This is a genomic window from Pseudothermotoga sp. (genome assembly GCF_031962025.1).
Taxonomy (GTDB): domain Bacteria; phylum Thermotogota; class Thermotogae; order Thermotogales; family DSM-5069; genus Pseudothermotoga_B.
This window is the reverse complement of the sequence record NZ_JAVRKW010000020.1, coordinates 1-18,995: the sequence shown is the minus strand read 5'-3', so window position 1 is coordinate 18,995 and position 18,995 is coordinate 1. Positions and strand designations below refer to the sequence as shown.

The following is an 18,995-nucleotide window of genomic DNA, read 5'->3' as shown; positions in this document are numbered from 1 at the left end:
TTTGCTTTTTCCATAGATTTGGAATCTTCACAGAAATTTTAAAAGACGGGTAATAACTTGACAAAGGTAAAGGGTCTATAATGTGATTTGCCTACCAAAAATCGAGGTGTGTACTTTGACAATTCTTGGTATCGACCCTGGATTCGGTATTTTGGGATACGGTGTTCTGCGAGTCAGTGGCAACTTTTTTGAGCATGTAAACCACGGAACAATACAGACAGAAAAGGAACAAAACATATCATTACGTTTGAAATTCTTGTATGAAAATCTCTGCAATTTAATCGACGAAATAAAACCGGATGAAATCGCAATGGAGAAGTTGTTTTTCTCTCGGAATGTCACAACTGCAATATCTGTAGGTGAAGCAAGGGGAATTGTGTTGCTGTTAGCTGCTCAAAAAAAGATAGAAGTTTACGAATACACACCGCACGAGGTGAAGAAAGCAGTGGCTGGTAATGGTAGAGCCACAAAAAGGAAAGTTCAGGAATGGATAAAAATCTTGCTAAATCTGGCTGAAATACCAAAGCCAGATGATGCGGCTGATGCACTTGCCATTGCCTACTGTCACGGCGTTGTTAAGAATTTCACTCGGAGGTTCACGGTATGAGAAGAATCGTTGTTGAAGATCCCCAGATGACTCTTGGCGAATTTACAAGCAAAATAGGATTTCAATCTTCATGTGACTGTATGGTTCGATCTGTTGATTATGACTGCCAGACTAATACATTAATCATAAAAACAGACAGACCTGTGCAATTAACTCAAGAGCTACACAAATTTCTACAAGAGTACTTTGAAACCACAGTTGTTTTCCAATCAGAAATTTCAAAAGATTATATAGACCTGGACGTACTCAGAAAGGAACTCAACGGGAATTTTCCTTATGTACAGTCTGCCGTTGTTGAACAACAAAAGGTCATACTCAAAGTATCGGGGGAGTTTGGCAAAGATAGGATCAAAAGCAAAATGGTTCAGGTGAAAGAGGTTGTCAGTAAACTGGTCGGTAAAGATTTAGATATACAAATCGAGGTTGAAGAACCAAAAATATCATTTGAAGAACCAAAGATAATCGTGAAAAAACCCGAAGAGAAAAAAAGGGTGAGAAAATCAGACCACTACAGTACTCCTTCTAATCTGCCTGCAGACACTGAAAATGTGAAAATCGCTGGACAGATATTCAAAATGGAATTGAGAGAAGGCAAAAAGAGATTTGTCACCATTTATCTCACCGATAAAAGAGACTCGATGACATGCCTTGTTTTCAACAGCCTTGTGGATCAGATCATCAACGAGCTCAAAGAAAAAGACTGGGTTGTTCTTGGCGGAACACTCAGATATGATGAATCCGGTGAACCTGTCCTGCACGTTAAGAATTTTGAGAAAATAGAACCCATGATTCGCATGGACAATGCACCGCAAAAGCGAGTCGAACTGCACGCTCACAGCAAATTGAGCGACCTTGACAGCGTCTTAGATATAAACGAGTACGTTGAAAGAGCAGCACTATGGGGCTGGAAAGCGATCGCATTGACAGACCATGGTGTGGTTCAAGGAATACCCTACTTTTACGAAGCGTGTAAAAAGAATGGAATAAAGCCGATATTTGGAGTTGAAGCATATCTGGTCAACGACTCGGATCCCGTGATAATTGGCACCGATGAAGATGTAAATATAAACAGTAAAAGATTTGTGGTTTTAGACATCGAAACGACAGGGCTTCATCCCATGTTTTCAGAGATCATCGAAATAGGAGCAGTTGCAGTCGAAGATGGACAGATAGCTGAAAATTTTCACACTCTGGTGAAACCAAAAGAAAAACTCAACAGTTTTACAATCCAGTTCACAAAAATAACAGATCAGATGCTCGATGATCAGCCATTCATTGAAGAAGTCCTTCCCAAGTTCTTTGAATTCTGTAAAAATAGCATAGTAGTTGCTCACAACGCCAATTTCGACTATAGATTTCTGAGGTACTGGATTGAAAAAGTCATGAAAGTGAACTGGAAAGTACCTGTCATAGATACACTGGCACTCGCAAAAAGGCTTGTGAAACTGTCGAGTTATAATCTGGAAAAACTCGCTAATTATTTTAAAGTTGGTGCGTTCTCTCATCACAGAGCCCTTGAAGATGCAAGAGTAACAGCACAGATATTCATGGAGTTGTTGAAAATTGCCAGAGAAAGGAATATCGAAACCTTCAAGCAAATAGAGGAATTGCATAAAGAATCGATAATAAAGCAATCAAAACCGTTTCACGCGACAATACTGGTTCAAAACAAAGAAGGTCTGAAAAATCTATATAAACTGGTTTCCAATGCACACGTGAAGTACTTCCACAGCGTGCCAAGAATTCCAAAGAGTGAGCTTCAATCACTGCGCAGTGGACTGCTGGTGGGTAGTGGCTGTGTCAGCGGTGAATTGATTCAGGAAATGCTTGCCGGTGCAAATGACAGCGAGATAGAAGAAACTCTGGCGTTTTATGATTTTGTCGAAATAATGCCTTTGGATCTTCTTCCAGTCAACAACGATCTTGGTTTGACGCGCGAAAGGCTCAGTGAAATTTACATGAAACTTTACCAGATCTGCGAAAAAATGGGTATACCAGTTTTAATGACCGGTGATGTACATTTTCTTGATCCAGAAGACGAGAAGATCAGGTCGGTTTTACAAGCGCCGCAACAGGACAATATTTCTGAACAACCTGCAGCTTATCTGAGAACAACGCAGGAGATGCTCGAGGCAGCACAGGAGATTTTGCAGGATGAACAAAAAGCGTTGAAAGTAGTCGTGGAATATCCAAATCAAGTGGCTTCAAATATCGAGGAAATCGTACCTCTTGAGAAAAAACTCCACACACCAAAGATTGAAGGTGCTGAAGAGCAAGTAAAAACCATCGCGATGCAAAGAGCTGTACAGTTGTACGGCGATCCACTACCGGAGCTGGTCGAAAAAAGACTGAAAAAAGAACTGGATGCGATTATCAACCATGGATATGCCGTTCTTTACTTGATAGCCAAGAAAATGGTAGATAAGTCATTAGAAGACGGTTATGTCGTCGGTTCACGTGGTTCGGTTGGCTCTTCTTTTGTGGCTTTTCTGATGGGTATAACTGAAGTCAATCCACTTCCTCCTCACTATTTCTGTGGAAAATGCCATTACATAGAATTCATTCAGAACAACGGCTATGGTTCGGGGTACGATTTACCTTCAAAGACCTGTCCAAAATGCGGTAACCAGCTCAGCAGAAATGGTCAGGACATACCGTTTGAAACCTTCATGGGCTTTGAGGGTGATAAGGTACCAGATATAGATCTGAATTTCTCCGGAGATTATCAGGACGAAGCCCATAGATTCATAGAAAAATTGTTTGGAAAGGAACACGTATACCGCGCGGGAACGATAAACACAATAGCCTCAAGAACTGCCTATGGTTTTGTCAAAGCCTATGAGGAAAAAATCTCAAGGAAAGTCAGAAAAGCGGAAAGTGAAAGACTTGCCAGTGCTGTAACCGGTGTGAAAAGAACAACAGGACAACACCCCGGCGGACTGATGATCATTCCAAAACAATACGAGGTTTACGATTTCACACCCATACAGTATCCAGCCAATACAAAAGAGGCAATGGTGCTAACAACGCATTTTGACTACGAATCAATTCACGACGATCTTGTGAAAATAGATGCACTCGGTCACGATGATCCAACTTTTGTGAAGCTCTTAAAAGATATAACCGGTGTCGATCCAATGCAGATACCAATGGATGATGAAGAAACAATGAAAATTTTCTCGAGTGTAGAACCACTTGGTGTCAAAGCTACCGATATAGGCACGGATGTTGGTACACTTGGAATACCTGAGTTCGGCACCCAGTTTGTTCGTGGAATGCTATCGGAAACACGACCAAAGAGCTTTGCAGAACTCGTTAGAATCTCTGGACTTTCACACGGAACTGATGTGTGGTTGAACAATGCACAGGAGTGGATAAGACAGAAAAAAGCCACTTTGTCAGATGTCATAGCCTGTCGCGATGATATCATGAATTACTTGATAAAAAAAGGTATGAACGCTTCCAAAGCTTTTAAAATCATGGAAAATGTCAGAAAAGGTAAGGGAATCTCTGAGGAAAACGAAAAGGATCTCAGGGACATAGGCGTACCCGAGTGGTATATCGAATCGTGCAAAAAGATAAAATATCTCTTTCCAAAGGCACATGCAACAGCTTATGTGAGCATGGCGTTTAGAATAGCGTATTTCAAAGTGCATTACCCATTGGCATTCTATGCGGTTTACTTCACACTCAAAGGCGATGAATTCGATGTTGAAGCGGCACTCGGTGGTCCACAGATCGTGAAAAAAAGGCTGATGGAACTATCGACAATAGTTGACAAAGACGTCAGAGAAAAAGCCAAGGAGACGACACTTGAATTGATGCTCGAAATGTTCTGTAGAGGCTATTCTTTCCTGCCTGTGAATATAAACAAATCAGATGCCAAACTCTTCACCATAGAGAATGGAAAACTGAGAATCCCACTCAATAAACTGCCAAACCTTGGCGATAACGTGGCAGAATCAATCATCAAAGCCAGAAAGGAAAAACCGTTCAGCTCACTGGAAGATATGGTAAAACGAACCAAGGTGAACAAATCCCACCTTGAAACCTTCAAAAGGATGGTCGAACTGGAAGGCTTGCCTGAGAAAGAACAGATCAGCCTGTTTTAGTGCTGATTTCATAGTGTACAATATAGCCAGGAGGTTCAGTCATGATCCTGGCTTTTATTTCTGATATTCATGCAAACCTCGAGGCACTCGAAGCCGTGATGAACGACATTGAAAAACGAAAAGTTGACAGAGTCTACTGCCTTGGAGATCTTGTTGGTTATGGACCGGATCCTGAGTTGGTTGTCAGAAAATTGATCAATATCCCGACCGTTGCCGGAAATTACGACGATGGTGTTGGTTATAAAAAAACCAGTTGTGGATGTCAGTATGGCTCAACAAGAGAAACAGAAGTCGGTGACATCTCACTGAAATGGACTATTCAAAATACTTCAGAGGAAGTAAAATCCCATCTTCGCACGCTCAAGCACAGAATGGAATTTGAAGTTGAGGGTGTGAACTTTCTCTTGGTGCATGGAAGTCCGCTGAATGAGTTACTCGAATATGTCACTCCAAAAACAGATCAGGAAAGGCTTCGAAAAATCGTCGAGAGTACCAGAGCAGATGTAATAATCAACGGGCACACACATCTGCCGATGGTCAAATCGATCAATGGAAAGTTGATAATGAACGCAGGAAGTGTGGGAAGACCAAAAGACAACGATCCAAGATCGTGCTACCTTCTGGTTGAAGTCACAAAAGGTGTCATCTGGTACGAATTCATAAGAGTTGCTTATGATGTGAAAAAAACCTGTGAGAAAATAGCACAAATGCGATTACCTGCCGAACTTGCAGTCGTCTTAGCTCTAGGCTCAGGTTATGACATGGGCAAAAGCACGGCGACAGAAAGTTTCTTTGTGTGAACTGACCACTGCCAGTAAAAGTTCAAGCTTATGTTTTTCAAAACGCAAAACTTTAGAAAGGAGTGTGCAGCGCATTTTTCCATTAAAGTTTCGCGCTGAAAAATGATGAATCAGATTCTCAAAGAATACGGATTGAACATAGAAGATGAAAAAATAGAACTGCTGTCAAAGTACATAAATCTTTTGACAAAAGCACCACTGAATCTGACATCCATCAGAGACTATCAACAAGTAATTCACAAACACATCGCCGATGTGCTTTTACCTGTGGACTCTATCAAAGGCGATGTTCTCGATGTTGGTAGCGGAGGGGGTATACCTGGCATCATCTACGCGATAGTTTTTGGAACAAGAGTTACCATGGTCGAATCGATCAGGAAAAAGGCTATCTGGTTAGAGCAAACAATAGCTGAACTTGGGCTTTGCAATGCACAGGTTATCTGCTCAAGAGTAGAGGAGCTTGGCAGTGAAATGAGAGAAAAATTCGATGTGGTAGCGGCAAGGGCTGTGGCTGAACTCAGAATTCTTACTGAACTCTGTGTCCCGTTCTGCAAGGTCAAAGGAGAGCTTCTGTTTTACAAAGGTCCAAGATGGAATGATGAATACAATGACGCAAAAAACGCAATCAGGACGCTTGGTATTGAAATAGAAAAAGTGGTTGAATACACACTCAAAACAGGCGAAAAAAGGGTTTTACTGAAATTTCGCAAAATCAAAGAAACCAGTGAAATTTATCCAAGAAAGATATCCACAATAATGAAAAAACCACTATGAGGTGGTTCGGTGAAAGTCATAAAAACCTGGAACTTTTCAGGCAAGCTGAATATGGCTCTTGATGTGGTTTTAGCAGAACAGTGTAAAGAGCCCGTTCTTAGATTTTACACATGGGCAAGACCGACTCTATCGCTCGGAAAACATCAAAAAAGAATCGATCTTGACACAGAGTTCATGAAACAAAAAGGCATAGAGTGCGTAGTCCGTCCCACAGGAGGCAGGGCTGTTCTGCACTGGGATGAACTGACTTACTCTTTGATTCTCCCAGTGGATCATCCACAGGCAAAAAGCAGTGTCCTTGAAAGTTATCTTTTGATAAGTGGGTGTATTGCAAGGTCTTTGCGTTCACTTGGTTTCAGAGCACAGATAGAACCTGTTAGAAAACTGAAAACAAATAGTGCGGCGTGTTTCGACACAGCTTCTTCGTATGAGATAACGATAGAAGGAAAAAAAGTTGTCGGCAGTGCACAGATGAGGAATGAAAAAAGTATTCTCCAGCATGGTTCAATAGTTTTCAGACAGCACACAGAAGAATACGCAAAGTGTTTGAAGATAGATCAAAATGATCTTGAGGGTAAGCTCACCGGACTTTTAGAATATCAACAAATCACAGTAGAAGAACTCGCTGACAATTTGCAAAAAGAATTTGAAACCGTCTTTGGAAAGATCGAGACATTTACACCAAACCGGGCAATATTGGAGCTTGCCATGAGCAGGAAGGAAGAATTCGCTTGGCTGGGAAACTGATCATTGTATCAACCCCTATTGGGAATATGATGGACATAACAATCAGAGCACTTCGTGCACTCAGAGAAGCAGATGTGATCGTTGCAGAAGATACAAGAAGAACGATGAAACTTCTCAAGTATTTTCACATAGAGGGAAAGCCTCTTGTTTCTTATGGCGTGCACAATCAGGTTAAGAGCATACCAGCTATCCTGAATCTTCTAAAACAGGATAAGAAACTCTGCCTTGTCACCGATTCTGGTACACCGGCAGTAGCTGATCCCGGCGGGCTACTGGTTGATGCGTGCTGGAAAGAAGGCATACAAATCGATATCATGCCAGGACCGAGTGCATTGACAAGCGCGATCGCTTTATGCGGTTTTGATGCTTCAAAGGTATTGTTCGTTGGATTTTTACCGCGTGATAAGAAAAGAAGAAAGCTGTTCAGAGAAATAGAAAATCAAAAATTACTTTTTGTATTTTTTGAATCTGCTTTGAGGATTAACAGCACGCTGAAAGATGCACTGGAAATTTTTGGAGACTGTGATATCTTTATTGCAAGGGAATTGACCAAGTTTTTTCAACAACTTTACAGAGGAAAGATCAGTGAGGCTGTAGAAATTTTCAAACAGGCGAAAGGTGAACTGACAGTGGCAATATATATCAAAGGGGGAAGGAAAGTTGAAAAAGGAACTTGAAAAGATACTCAGAGATATCTGCTTCATAATCAAGGTCGAGGGAAGGCTTGTCCTTAAAAATTATCCAATCACAAGTGCTCAGTTTGACCTATTGCAAAGGCTTTATTTCAAAGGTCCGATGAAGATGACAGAGCTCAGCACAGCACTCGGTATAGCCAAGAGTACCCTGAGCGGGATCGTTCAAAGGCTTGAAAACATAGGTTATGTGTCAAGAATTCGCGGTAAAGACAAACGAGTTTTCATGGTTTCAGTTACAGAGGTGGGTAAGACTGTTGTGAGAAGCGTCATAGAAAAAAGGGTAGAATTCGTAGGAAAGGTTATCGATGCGATGGGAGAAGAAAGCTCAAAAGAGCTTCTCAAAATCCTGCAAAAATTCAAAGAGGAGATCGAAAAGTGCAGAAATTCATAGTGTTTCTCTTTCTCGCATCGACCTGTTTTGCGGTCAATGTGATCACAGTTCCGGCAAATGTGGAGATACGCTATCAGCAAACGGTTCTTGCGATAAGTGACAGGTCTGGTTTTGCTTCTTTTGACATCACATTACCAGCCACAGTGATATTTTCAAAACCGGGCTATCTGCCAAAAGAGGTTTTTATAAACGATGCATCCATCACTTACCATGTGAATCTCACGCCCGAGTCGAGCCTGAAAATCCATTCAGAACCAGAGGATGCCGAAGTTTTCATAAACAACAAACTGTGTGGAAAAACCCCACTTGAAGTGGTACTGCCACCCGGCGAACACAATCTTTTGATCCGAAAAGATGGATATTGTGAGATAAAAGACAGTGTAAACATCATGCCATTTGAGAAAAAACAGATAAACTACCAACTTGCCACAACTCCAACAGTTTTGATAAACTCCAAACCAGTTTCAACTGTCTGGATCAACGAAAAAGAAATTGGCAAGACCCCCGTACAGGTTAAACTTCCGGCTGGAAATTATTCATTGACCCTTAAGGCAGATGATTTTTTCAATTTGAACGAGCAGATTTTGGTGAGCAATCTTCAAAGTCAGGTCTTTGATTTTTCGCTCATTCCCTGTGCCACCATAAAAGTTCACGTAATACCAGATCACGCCGTTGTGGAATTTCAAGACCAGAAAAAACTTCAACCGGCTGTATTTTCCCAAATTCCTTTGAAAGAAACCGTGTTGAAAGTAAGCGCACAGGGTTACGAAACAAAGCAAATTACTATCACTCCAAAGCAAGGCATGAACGAAGTGAGAGTTTATCTTGAACCAGATATCAAAGTTTTGAATATCGAAACTGCCGACCAAGCCATGGTCTACGTGGACGGCAAAGCTGTCTCAAGGGGGTCTGTTAAAATAAAGGTTTCTGGAGATCTTCACCTGGTTGAGGCAAAGCTCGGTGAAAGATCTTGGGCTGGATTAATGGATCTTTCACAGACAGATTCTTTGAAAATCAATTTCGATTATGTCACTGTGATAATGCCAAAATTCAAAGACACAAGGTACGTGGTGGAAGGTGTAACCTTTTATCCGCCTGCGATAACTTATCTACCTGCCGGCTTTCACACGATACAAATAGAATCAAAAACCACAATCAAAAGAACCCTTGAATTCAAAGCCGGCTCATTGAATCTGATTAAACCCGATGAACAACTTGGTTATTTGTGTGTTTTCAGCGATGCGGTAACAAGGTGCTACATAAATGGAGAGTTTGTCGGATTGACTCCTGTGTTATTCTATTCAGTGAAACCCGGCATTTATTCTGTACAGGCTGGAGGGAGAAAATTTCAGGTACAGGTTGATCCTGGACAGATCGTGTACGTCTATTAGGAGGTGATGAGAGTGAGAAAAACTATTTTTTACATTTTTCTGAGTTTTGCGGTTCTGTCATTCTGTGCTGAAGTGAAAATAAAAGATGTTTCACCAATCCTTGATATCTATGAACCGGTTTCTTTTATGATCCAGAACAAGATCATGGAACTGGATGAAAACGGCAATTTCAGAGGGGGACTATTAACCACAAGATTTGATATAGCTCAGTATCTGTACAATATCTTCAAAAACTTTCAGCTTCAAGATATTCCAGAAAGACTGAACAGTCTTGAAAAGAACCGACAGGAATTGTCAACCAAGATTTTAGGAATCGAGGCTGCTTATAAGACGTACGAACAGAGAATGAAAGATTTCGAGAATGCCTTGGCGCAGGTTCAGAGTCAGTCTGATAAGCTATCTCAACAGATCTATGCTCAACTGCGCAAAGAACTGGACGAAGCTTTGAAAGAGCAGCAGTCACAGCTCTCAAGATATGAACTACTTTTCTCAAGAGTTGATGCGCTTGAACAGCTATCTTCATCTATTCAAAATCACCTTATCAGCTCGGATAAGAGTATGGAACTACTCAGCAGCAAAATCTCTACGATGGAAACCAATCAGTCGAATATCTCCAAAGACCTGTCTTCTTTGAAAAACAGTCTGGATGCAGTTTCTGCAAAAACTGCTGAAAACGCACAGGCGATCCAAAAACTCAAAGATGATATGAACACCCAGTTCTATGCACAGGGAAAGCTTCTTGACCAAAAATTGCTTGATCTGTCCAGCAGATTGGATGTTCTGACCAAGAGCCTTCAAAATGATCTGTCAATACAAAAAAAGATGCTGTCAGATTACGAGCAGAATCTAATGAACGTCAAAAGTCAGGTTGAAGAACTTCAGCAAAATATGAAGATTCTCGAAACACTTGCAAGCAAAGATCAATTAGTTACTATGCAAAACACAGTCTCAGCTCTTTCACAGAGGGTTGAGAGTAATGAAATAACTCTTGGAAAACTGGAAAAAAAGGTCGAAGATATGCAGACCGATACGCTCCAAAAAAGAATAGCCGAACTTGAAGCAAAACAAAAGTATCTGGAAAGTAATCTTCTAACAGCCTATCTCATAGGTGGAGCTGGTGTTGTCGTCGGTGTACTTGCCATCATCTTCGCCATGGGACAGTTTTGAGGTGAGATAGCGTGAAAAAAATCATCACCTTTCTGTTTTGTTTTCTTGCGATATTCTATTTTGCCAAAACTGTTCACATAGCCGCTGATTACGTAAAACCTGAAAAAGATCAGGCTTTTTACGATGGAAATGTGAAAGTCGAAATCGAAGAGGACAATATAAAGGTTCAGTGCCAATCTATGAAGGTATCTAAATATCAGGGTGAATGGAGATTGGTCGAAGCCCAAAAACCACAGGTGATTTTTGAGGACGGTGTTGCCACAGCAACTGTTTTGAAATACGATATAAAGCTCAAAACCGGTACAATGACCGATAAAGTGAAAGCCGAAGTCACTGACAAGGAAAGCACCGACACGATATTGATAAGTTGTGACAGCATGGATATAGATCTCGATAAAGACATCTTCAGCGGCAGTGCACAGGAGGCTGTGAAAATATTCAAAGGAAAGATCGAAGCAACTGCGAAGAAATTTTTCTACGATAGAAAAAACGGAAAGATAGAACTCGAGGGTGATGTTATTTTGCTGGATCACGATAAGAACATAAAGATATGGGCTGATCGTGTACAAATCACGACGGTTGATGATAAAATGGTTGCAACAAATGCAAGGGTTGAGTTGATAGTGGAGGAGTGATACGGTGATTGACATCAAGTTGATCCGTGAAAAACCAGATTTCGTTAAGCAGGCACTTTTGAACAGAAATTACGACACCAAGATCATCGATGAGATACTCATGCTGGACGCAAAGTTCCGCAACTTGACAAATCAGGTCAATCAATTGCGCTCACAGAGAAATGCGATTTCAAAACAGGTGGCGCAGAAAAAGGCATCGGCTGATGTGCAGGAAATAGAAGCTCTGGTAAATGAAGGCAAAAAAATCGGTGAAAAAATAAGCTCCATAGAAGCTGAACTCAAAGAGATTGAAGAGCAAATCGGCAAACTGGTTCTTTTCATCCCAAACATACCTGATCAGTCTGTTCCGATCGGGAAAGACGAGACTTTTAACCAGCAGATACGCACATGGGGAGAGCCAAGGAAATTCGATTTTCCAGCCCAGGCTCACTGGGATCTTGGACCGGCTCTGGGGCTCATGGACTTTGATCGGGCAGCCAAATTGAGTGGTTCAAGGTTCACGGTGATGTACGGTGCCTTTGCAAGACTCGAGAGGGCATTGATCAATTTCATGCTCGATCTACACACCAAAGAACATGGTTATACAGAGGTCTGGGTGCCGCACCTTGTTAAAAGAAGCACAATGACAACCACCGGGCAGCTTCCAAAATTCGAGGAAGAAGCTTACAGAATAGAAGCAGATGACCTTTTCTTGATACCGACTGCCGAGGTACCGCTCGTTGCATTGAGATCTGAAGAAATTCTGGAAGAAAACCAGTTGCCATTGCTGTATACCGCCTATACACCGTGTTACAGAAGAGAAGCTGGAAGCTATGGTAAAGATGTCCGCGGAATGATCAGACAGCACCAGTTTGATAAGGTCGAATTAGTCTGGATAACCACTCCGGAGCGCTCCTTTGAAGATCTCGAACGGCTCGTTTCGCATGCCGAAGAAGTCCTCAAAAGACTCGAATTACCATACAGAGTGATTCAGCTGTGTACGGGAGATCTGGGATTTGGTGCAGCAAAAACCTACGATCTTGAAGTGTGGCTTCCCTCATACAACGCTTACAAAGAGATATCGTCCTGCAGTAACGATACCGATTTTCAGGCAAGGCGTGGAAATATAAGGTACAGAAGAAAAGATGGAAAACTCTCCTTTGTTCACACACTCAACGGTTCTGGCGTTGCAATAGGTAGAACGCTGGTGGCAATTGTAGAAAACTATCAAAGAGCAGATGGGAAAATAGATGTTCCCAAAGTACTCCAGCCGTATCTTGGTTGTGAGGTGCTTGGATAATTGCCACATCTGTTTTTCGGCAAACCATCAGGACAGTTCATTGAACTGGACGAACACGAGACACAGCATCTGAAAGTGGTAAGGTCAAAAATCAATCAAACTCTGCTCATAACAGATGGACTTGGAAATCTTTACAGATGTGAGCTGGTTCAAATTGGCAAAGATAGATCCACAGCACTGATAATGGAGTCTAAAAGGGTAGAAGAAAAAAATACCTGCATAACTGTGTGTATTGCATCGCAAAACTGGGACAGACTTCGTCTTATGGTTGAAAAAGCAGTGGAACTTGGCGCAGACAGTATAGTGATCTACAAATCTCGTCGAAGCAAATCTTACCTGTACAGAGAAGAGAAAATCAGATTGGTTATAAGAGACTCAGCAAAACAATGTTTCAGATGCCTTTTTCCAGATCTTGAGATTCATGAAGATCTCAACTTTCTCAACTACCAGGTCAGAACGATTGTGCTCCATCAATCTGGAAGACCTGCAGCAATCGAAGATTTCATGGGAAATGTCAGAATAGTAGTTGGACCAGAAGGAGATTTCGAAGATGAAGAACTCAATCTATTAAGGCAAAAGGGGGAGCTTTTGAGTCTTGGAAAAAAGATACTGAGGTTTGAGACTGCGGCGATTTTGGCAGTTGGGATGGCAAGCTTTGTGAATGAAAAGATATGAAAGGGGGCCTATTGAATGAAAAAGGGTGAGAAAATCACATCTTTTGTGAAATTTGAAAAGGAGATTGAAAGTGCTTATCGAGAAAGACTTTCCAGCACAAAAAGGCCCGAAGAAACAGGTGATGTCTTCTTAGAATTCGCTGTTGAGTTGCTCAGCAAAATCAACCCGCAGATCAACCGAAATTACATCGATCAAATTTATTTCGATCCACAGTCTGAAAATGGTTATCGCTTGTCTCCCAACCTTGAGAAAATTTTAGGAGAGGAAGTACTGAAAAAGAGTGATATAACCGCTATACTCAAAAGAATGGCTTTGAATGCCGTACATCGAAGAAAAACTTTGATTGCAGATAACGAAAGAACCGACATGTTTCGAATGCAAGAAAAACCCGATCAGCGCTGACAGTATACCACAGTCAACAAAGATCCAAAAAACATTATCACAGACATGACGGCAAACATCAAAACAAAAGAGATTTCAGAGAGCAAACCAGCGATTAAAGGACCAAAAAGGCTTCCAAAGGAACGGGCGGAAGTGAGTAATCCGAGAAATTCCGCCCGTCTGTTTTCTGGAACATTCTGAGAAACAAAATTCGTTGCTCCATTTATGAAAGCACCAAAACCCATTCCAGATACCGCATAAGCTAGCAAAACCAGCTTGTAATTTCCACCAACCGCAAACAGAACAGCACCAAGCCCTGAAAGAAACATCCCAAAAGCGGCAATATTTTTAGAAGAAACTTTTCCAATAATCCAGCCGAATAATATATGTGATGGCACCTGCAAAAATGGATTGACTGAAGCAAGCAAAACACTCTGTGCTTTACTCAAACCAATTTTTTCGGTCAGGTACACACCTATCAGAGCAAAGGTACCACCGATGCCCAACTGTCTGAGAAAAGAGCCCAGATACATCGCCCACAGGTTGTTCTTTTTGAGAATTCTTTTGGAGGTTATCGCAGAGAAAATCCTTTGCAAGTTTGTCCTGACGATCTCATAACGTTTGTGTTCAACATCCGGTGCAAAAAATGAGAAAAAAACCACAAGTAGAAATAGAAGATAAATGATATTCATCGTCCAAACGACACTGATAACATTCAAAAGCGGAGAAATGACTATCCTGCCCAATCCCATGCCGAAGGAATTTGCGGCATTGAGCATGGAAAGTACTATGTTCGTCTTGCGTTGGGACGATTCGATCAAAATGGCAGTGCAAACAGGTTCAAAAACAGAGGAGAAAAAAGTGAATAGTGCACCGACCAGAAAAAAGTGATACGGCTTTGTGGACAGAGAATAAAACGGTAGAATCAAAAAAGAAATTATCAGGGGAAACAGGAGCGCCTTTTTCCTGCTTTTCAATTCATCGCTCATTGCTCCCCAGAACGGAGAAGACAGGCTGCCGACAGCGCTTGTGATTGTTGAAAGAAATCCTATTGAAAAAAGCGAAGACGACAGTTCTCTCATTCTAAACTGCAACAGCATATCATAATTCAACACAGTCAGGTTTCTGAAAAAGGAGGCAGCAACAAGACTCAGATTATTCCCATTCGATCGTTGCCGGGGGTTTTGAACTGATGTCGTAGACCACCCTCCCGATACCTTTTACGGTGTTCAGAATTCTTCTTGAAGCAAGATCGAGAACCTCGTGGGGAAGTCTCGACCAGTCTGCCGTCATTCCTTCAACACTGTCAACTGATCTCAGAGCCAGGACGTAATCGTACGATCTTTGATCACCCCGAACGCCGACAGATCTAACCGGCAAAAGCACCGCAAATGCCTGCCAGCTTTTTTCATACCATCCCGTTTCCTTAAGAGTCTCTATGAAAACACTATCGGCTTCTTTCAAGATCCTGAGCCTTTCCTCTGTAATCTCACCAACGATTCTCACACCAAGCCCGGGTCCCGGAAAAGGCTGACGCTGAATAATAGAACGGGGTATGCCGAGAATTTCACCGACGATTCTCACTTCATCTTTGAAGAGATTTCTGAGTGGCTCAACAATCTGAAGATTCATCTGCTGTGGCAGTCCGCCAACGTTGTGATGACTTTTTATAGCAGCAGTTTTCTTCCCCGAGCGTGCACTTTCTATGACATCCGAATAGATTGTTCCCTGAACCAGATGTGTGGCACCGTAATCCTTGGCTTGTTTTTCAAAAACACGTATGAACTGTTCTCCGATTATTTTTCGCTTCGTCTCAGGATCGGTAACCCCCCTGAGCTTTTCAAGAAAAAGATCTCTTGCATCGATTTTGACAAGGTTTAAACCAAGCATCTGTTTGAAAACCCTTGGTACCTCGTTTTCTTCGTTCTTTCTCAACAATCCATGGTCCACAAAGACGTTCAGAAGATTTTCACCAATTGCCCTGTGAACAAGCACACAGGCAACCGAGGAATCCACGCCTCCTGATAGAGCCGCGATGACTTTTTTGCCGGATAACTCTTTTTTGAGTTCATCGATCTTTTGTTTGACGAAATCTTCCAGATTCCAGTTTGGAGAAAGTCCACAGATTTTGGAAAGAAAATTGCCAATTATATCCCTGCCGCCAACCGTGTGTCTTACTTCCGGATGAAATTGTAAAAGCCAGAATCTTCTGTCGTCTGTCGCCGCTGCTATGATGCCATCTTTCGATTTTGCCGTGATCCTGAAATTTTTTGGAAGTTTGCTCACATGATCTCCATGACTCATCCATACCGTCTGCTGATTTTCTATTCCCGAGAAAATCAAATCTTCGCTCACTATATCGATCTGAGTCCTGCCGTACTCAGCCACCTTACCCGGTTCGACAACTCCACCGAGCTCGTGTGAAACCAGTTGCATACCATAACATATTCCCAATACCTTTCCATCGTATTTATCAAACCACTTTGGCAACTTTGGAGCATCTTTTTCGTAAACACTTGCAGGTCCACCGGAGAGTATAACCGCACCAATCTGTGAGACATCCACATCTTCATCGTATTGAACAACCTGGCTGTAATAACCAAGCTCTCTTACAACCCTTGCTATGAGCTGTGTGTATTGAGACCCATAATCTACAACTATTACCTTCATCAACATTCAGAGCACGCCATCTTCAAGATGGAATGCGCTGTACCCTCCCTTCCAATTTGCACTATCAGTGCAAGTCATTTTTCAGGCTCATGTCTATTCAAAAATTCTGATTTTTTTACGCCCTGTTTTTCAGACCCAGAATCTGCCTTGCCTCCTGACAGGAAGCGATTGGTCTGTTCAGTTCCTTTGCGATTCTGACCACTTTTTCAACCAGTTCCGCATTTGATTTTGCAAGAACACCTTTGGATATGTATATGTTATCTTCAAGACCGACTCTGACATTTCCCCCCATCGCTATAGCCATAGCAGCCATGGGAAATTCATATCTACCAATACCAGCCACGGACCAGGTAGCACCATCTGGCAGGCTATCGACCATGGCAACCAGATTCCGTGCATTTGCCGCTATACCTCCCGGCACACCCATCACAAAATCAAAATGCAGATGCCCCTGGACAATACCTTTTTTTACAAGCTGCATGGCGTTGTTTATATGTCCCATGTCAAAACATTCAAATTCCGGCATAATCTGTTTTTCTCTCATTTTCATGGCGAATTCTTCGATCATCGGCATGCTGTTCATAAAAACATCATTTCCAAAGTTCACAGTGCCCGTTGTTAAAGTAGCCATATCCGGATCTGACTCTAAGGACTGTAGCCTTTCCTGCGCACTCATCCAGACTGCGCCGCCTGTGGATACCTGGATGATCATGTCCGGACATCTTTCTCTGATCATCTTCACAACTTTTTTGAAAATCTGGGCATCCTGAGTCGGTTTACCTTCATTATCTCTGACGTGCAGGTGAACTATTGAAGCGCCCGCCTGATATGCTTCATAGGTTTGCTGAACGATTTCCTCCGGTGTCAACGGAATGTATGGAGTATCCTGCCTTGTCACTTCAGCACCGCAAACAGCAACGGTTATGATCAATTTATCCATTGTTTTTTGACCTCCTTTGCCTTTCTTTGGGAACAACACATGTTCCGCTCGCCCTCAATACCAAAACCGGTGGATCGAGAACCTCACATGCAGATTCCTGATTTGGTATACCGGCACTGGTTATGACCTTGTATACCTCGAACTTCATCTTTCTTGACGTGTTACCAACCTCAACTATCTCACCGTGAACTTCAAGAAAATCTCCTGCATAGACTGGTTTTAAAAATTCTATTGAATCGTATGCCCTGAACAATCCCTCATCACCATCGTGTCTTATCAAAAGCTCTGTCGCCACATCGCCAACCAACTGAAGTATCCTGGCACCGTCAACAAGTCCGCCGGCGTAATGAGCATCATGTTGACTCATTCTCACTCTCAGAAAGGCTTTCACCCTTCTTCCTCCTTTCTTGCCTGTTGAAAAGCCACAATCCAAGTATAACCAATCCGCCTCCAAGAACAGTATAAAAATTCGGGAAGGTTTTCAACAAAACTGCTTCGGCAACACTCGTGATCACCGGTATAAAATAAATCGTGTTTGTTGTGTAACGAGCTCCCGCTCGCCTTATACCGATGTTCCAGAACACGTATGCAATCCCAGAGCAAACTATACCAAGATACAACAAAGACACAATTACCGGCAGAGTAAAACTGATCTGCGGCTTTTTCTCAAAGATCAAAAACGGAAAAAGAGTTATAACACCCCACAAAGTTATACTCGTAACACCTGTGACTGAGTCTGGATCTGGCATCTTTTCTACATGGTATGTGTAAAAAACCCAGGCAAACGCAGCACCAAGAAGCATCAAATCACCTTTAAAGTTGACTTTCAGGACAAAACTACCGTTCAATATGACAATCGCCACACCAAGAAAAGCAATCATTGACGCAAAGTATTCCACAAGAGTGGTTTTCCTTTTCTGGATAAGATGTGAAAAGAGCGTGTACAAAATAGGCGCACTAGATACTATGAGAGAAGCATTTGTAGGATAAGTGTAAACAAGTCCACTGTTTTCAAAGATGAAATACATCGTCACACCCCAAAAACCGGCAAAGAAACTGTGCCAGTTGAAAAGCTTTGGCACTTTTCTCGTGAACAGTATCAGTGCAACAGATGCGATCAGAAATCTGATGAATGCCGACGTGATTGGTGGAATGCAAAGCACCACAACCCTTGTAGCGACAAAAGACACTCCCCAGAAAAACACCACTGACCAGATCAAAAGTTTGTACAACAATTTATACCCTCCTATTTAGAATTCTTACATAAATTCGTTCGAGTTACAATATAATAAATAAAAGGGGGATTGATAAAGAGAGATTCATTAAGAAGCCTTCTTGAGAAGATTCAAGCAGCCAAATCTACTTTTGAAAAGCAGCTTCAAAAAATTCGCAACGCATTGAATATACTCAGAGTCACTGCTCGATCTGACAAATTGAAGCTTCGGGCAACGATCAGAGTTAGAAAAATCTGTCATTCAAATGTAAAACTGGGGATAGGTTTTGCCATTGACCTCCTCCCAATCCCCTAAATGGGATAGGATTCCCATTAAGGAGACTAGGCTTCCCGCTTCAACATGGTGTGACTTACCAGGATATAGGGATTGTCCCTAAATATCTTGGCAGTGGTCTCCCACTCCACGGGCTTTAATTCGGACCGGTCCAGCCCTACTGCTTTTAACATATTAATCGCAGAGTTTAAATCTCTGTCGATTGATAAACCACACTTTAGGC

At 42.0% G+C, this 18,995-nt stretch carries 18 protein-coding genes; 13 read left to right on the top strand and 5 right to left on the bottom strand.

The genetic code is table 11. The features are described from left to right. Nucleotides 1-115: 115 nt before the first annotated feature. The 13 genes from ruvC (at nt 116) to AC4E92_RS09555 (ending at nt 13,675) form a co-directional block, all read left to right on the top strand. On the top strand, nt 116-607 hold the full coding sequence (gene ruvC / locus AC4E92_RS09615; RefSeq protein ID WP_490240376.1) for a crossover junction endodeoxyribonuclease RuvC: 492 nt from the start codon (nt 116-118) through the stop codon (nt 605-607). After that, nucleotides 604-4,719 (top strand): PolC-type DNA polymerase III, encoded by a 4,116-nt coding sequence (locus tag AC4E92_RS09610; protein ID WP_490240375.1) that lies wholly within the window; start codon nt 604-606, stop codon nt 4,717-4,719. Before ruvC ends, AC4E92_RS09610 begins: the two co-directional genes overlap by 4 nt. A 41-nt stretch (nt 4,720-4,760) precedes the next feature. Further along, entirely contained in the window at nt 4,761-5,519 is a 759-nt protein-coding gene (locus AC4E92_RS09605; protein ID WP_490240374.1) for a metallophosphoesterase family protein, read from the top strand. Nucleotides 5,520-5,624: 105 nt separating this feature from the next. Beyond that, the gene (gene rsmG, locus AC4E92_RS09600) at nt 5,625-6,293 is read left to right on the top strand and encodes a 16S rRNA (guanine(527)-N(7))-methyltransferase RsmG (RefSeq protein ID WP_490240373.1); all 669 of its coding nucleotides are present in this window, start codon (nt 5,625-5,627) and stop codon (nt 6,291-6,293) included. A 9-nt stretch (nt 6,294-6,302) separates the two neighbouring features. Next, nucleotides 6,303-7,040, top strand: coding sequence for a lipoate--protein ligase family protein (locus AC4E92_RS09595; protein ID WP_490240372.1), 738 nt, complete (start codon nt 6,303-6,305; stop codon nt 7,038-7,040). Between the two features lie 26 nt (nt 7,041-7,066). Then, nucleotides 7,067-7,717, top strand: coding sequence for a 16S rRNA (cytidine(1402)-2'-O)-methyltransferase (gene rsmI / locus AC4E92_RS09590; RefSeq protein ID WP_490240379.1), 651 nt, complete (start codon nt 7,067-7,069; stop codon nt 7,715-7,717). Beyond that, nucleotides 7,701-8,126, top strand: a complete 426-nt coding sequence (locus AC4E92_RS09585) for a MarR family winged helix-turn-helix transcriptional regulator (RefSeq protein WP_490240371.1) — start codon at nt 7,701-7,703, stop codon at nt 8,124-8,126. Before rsmI ends, AC4E92_RS09585 begins: the two co-directional genes overlap by 17 nt. Next, nucleotides 8,111-9,517 (top strand): PEGA domain-containing protein, encoded by a 1,407-nt coding sequence (locus AC4E92_RS09580; protein ID WP_490240370.1) that lies wholly within the window; start codon nt 8,111-8,113, stop codon nt 9,515-9,517. Before AC4E92_RS09585 ends, AC4E92_RS09580 begins: the two co-directional genes overlap by 16 nt. 12 nt (nt 9,518-9,529) lie before the next feature. After that, entirely contained in the window at nt 9,530-10,684 is a 1,155-nt protein-coding gene (locus tag AC4E92_RS09575) for an S-layer homology domain-containing protein (RefSeq protein ID WP_490240369.1), read from the top strand. An 11-nt stretch (nt 10,685-10,695) separates the two neighbouring features. After that, entirely contained in the window at nt 10,696-11,319 is a 624-nt protein-coding gene (lptC, locus tag AC4E92_RS09570) for an LPS export ABC transporter periplasmic protein LptC (protein WP_490240368.1), read from the top strand. A 4-nt stretch (nt 11,320-11,323) separates the two neighbouring features. Further along, nucleotides 11,324-12,598, top strand: coding sequence for a serine--tRNA ligase (gene serS, locus AC4E92_RS09565; RefSeq protein WP_490240367.1), 1,275 nt, complete (start codon nt 11,324-11,326; stop codon nt 12,596-12,598). Beyond that, entirely contained in the window at nt 12,599-13,273 is a 675-nt protein-coding gene (locus tag AC4E92_RS09560) for a 16S rRNA (uracil(1498)-N(3))-methyltransferase (protein ID WP_490240366.1), read from the top strand. Nucleotides 13,274-13,288: 15 nt separating this feature from the next. Continuing rightward, nucleotides 13,289-13,675: a hypothetical protein gene (locus AC4E92_RS09555; RefSeq protein WP_490240365.1), complete on the top strand. Its 387-nt coding sequence runs from the start codon at nt 13,289-13,291 to the stop codon at nt 13,673-13,675. Here AC4E92_RS09555 and AC4E92_RS09550 read toward each other — a convergent pair. From AC4E92_RS09550 to AC4E92_RS09530, 5 genes are all read right to left on the bottom strand, one after another. Then, nucleotides 13,666-14,775 carry an MFS transporter gene (locus tag AC4E92_RS09550; protein ID WP_490240378.1) on the bottom strand — a complete coding sequence of 370 codons (1,110 nt, stop codon included), beginning with the start codon at nt 14,773-14,775 and terminating at the stop codon, nt 13,666-13,668. The two genes, AC4E92_RS09555 and AC4E92_RS09550, sit on opposite strands and share 10 nt — an antisense overlap. Before the next feature lie 34 nt (nt 14,776-14,809). Then, nucleotides 14,810-16,324, bottom strand: a complete 1,515-nt coding sequence (gene guaA, locus AC4E92_RS09545) for a glutamine-hydrolyzing GMP synthase (protein WP_490240377.1) — start codon at nt 16,322-16,324, stop codon at nt 14,810-14,812. Nucleotides 16,325-16,439: 115 nt separating this feature from the next. Next, the gene (gene kce / locus AC4E92_RS09540; RefSeq protein WP_490240364.1) at nt 16,440-17,264 is read right to left on the bottom strand and encodes a 3-keto-5-aminohexanoate cleavage enzyme; all 825 of its coding nucleotides are present in this window, start codon (nt 17,262-17,264) and stop codon (nt 16,440-16,442) included. Continuing rightward, nucleotides 17,257-17,655, bottom strand: coding sequence for a 3-aminobutyryl-CoA ammonia lyase (gene kal / locus AC4E92_RS09535; protein WP_490240363.1), 399 nt, complete (start codon nt 17,653-17,655; stop codon nt 17,257-17,259). Before kal ends, kce begins: the two co-directional genes overlap by 8 nt. After that, complete coding sequence (locus AC4E92_RS09530) at nt 17,618-18,499, bottom strand: DMT family transporter (RefSeq protein ID WP_490240362.1); 882 nt, start codon at nt 18,497-18,499, stop codon at nt 17,618-17,620. The genes kal and AC4E92_RS09530 overlap by 38 nt, the downstream gene beginning before the upstream one ends. Between the last annotated feature and the right edge of the window lie 496 nt (nt 18,500-18,995).

Excerpts from the sequence above, each read along its gene's own strand:
- AC4E92_RS09555 (WP_490240365.1), top strand. The coding sequence starts at position 13,289 with ATGAAAAAGGGTGAGAAAATCACATCTTTTGTGAAATTTGAAAAGGAG.
- guaA (WP_490240377.1), bottom strand. The coding sequence starts at position 16,324 with ATGAAGGTAATAGTTGTAGATTATGGGTCTCAATACACACAGCTCATA.
- rsmG (WP_490240373.1), top strand. The coding sequence starts at position 5,625 with ATGAATCAGATTCTCAAAGAATACGGATTGAACATAGAAGATGAAAAA.
- AC4E92_RS09610 (WP_490240375.1), top strand. The coding sequence starts at position 604 with ATGAGAAGAATCGTTGTTGAAGATCCCCAGATGACTCTTGGCGAATTT.
- AC4E92_RS09605 (WP_490240374.1), top strand. The coding sequence starts at position 4,761 with ATGATCCTGGCTTTTATTTCTGATATTCATGCAAACCTCGAGGCACTC.
- rsmI (WP_490240379.1), top strand. The coding sequence starts at position 7,067 with ATGATGGACATAACAATCAGAGCACTTCGTGCACTCAGAGAAGCAGAT.
- kce (WP_490240364.1), bottom strand. The coding sequence starts at position 17,264 with ATGGATAAATTGATCATAACCGTTGCTGTTTGCGGTGCTGAAGTGACA.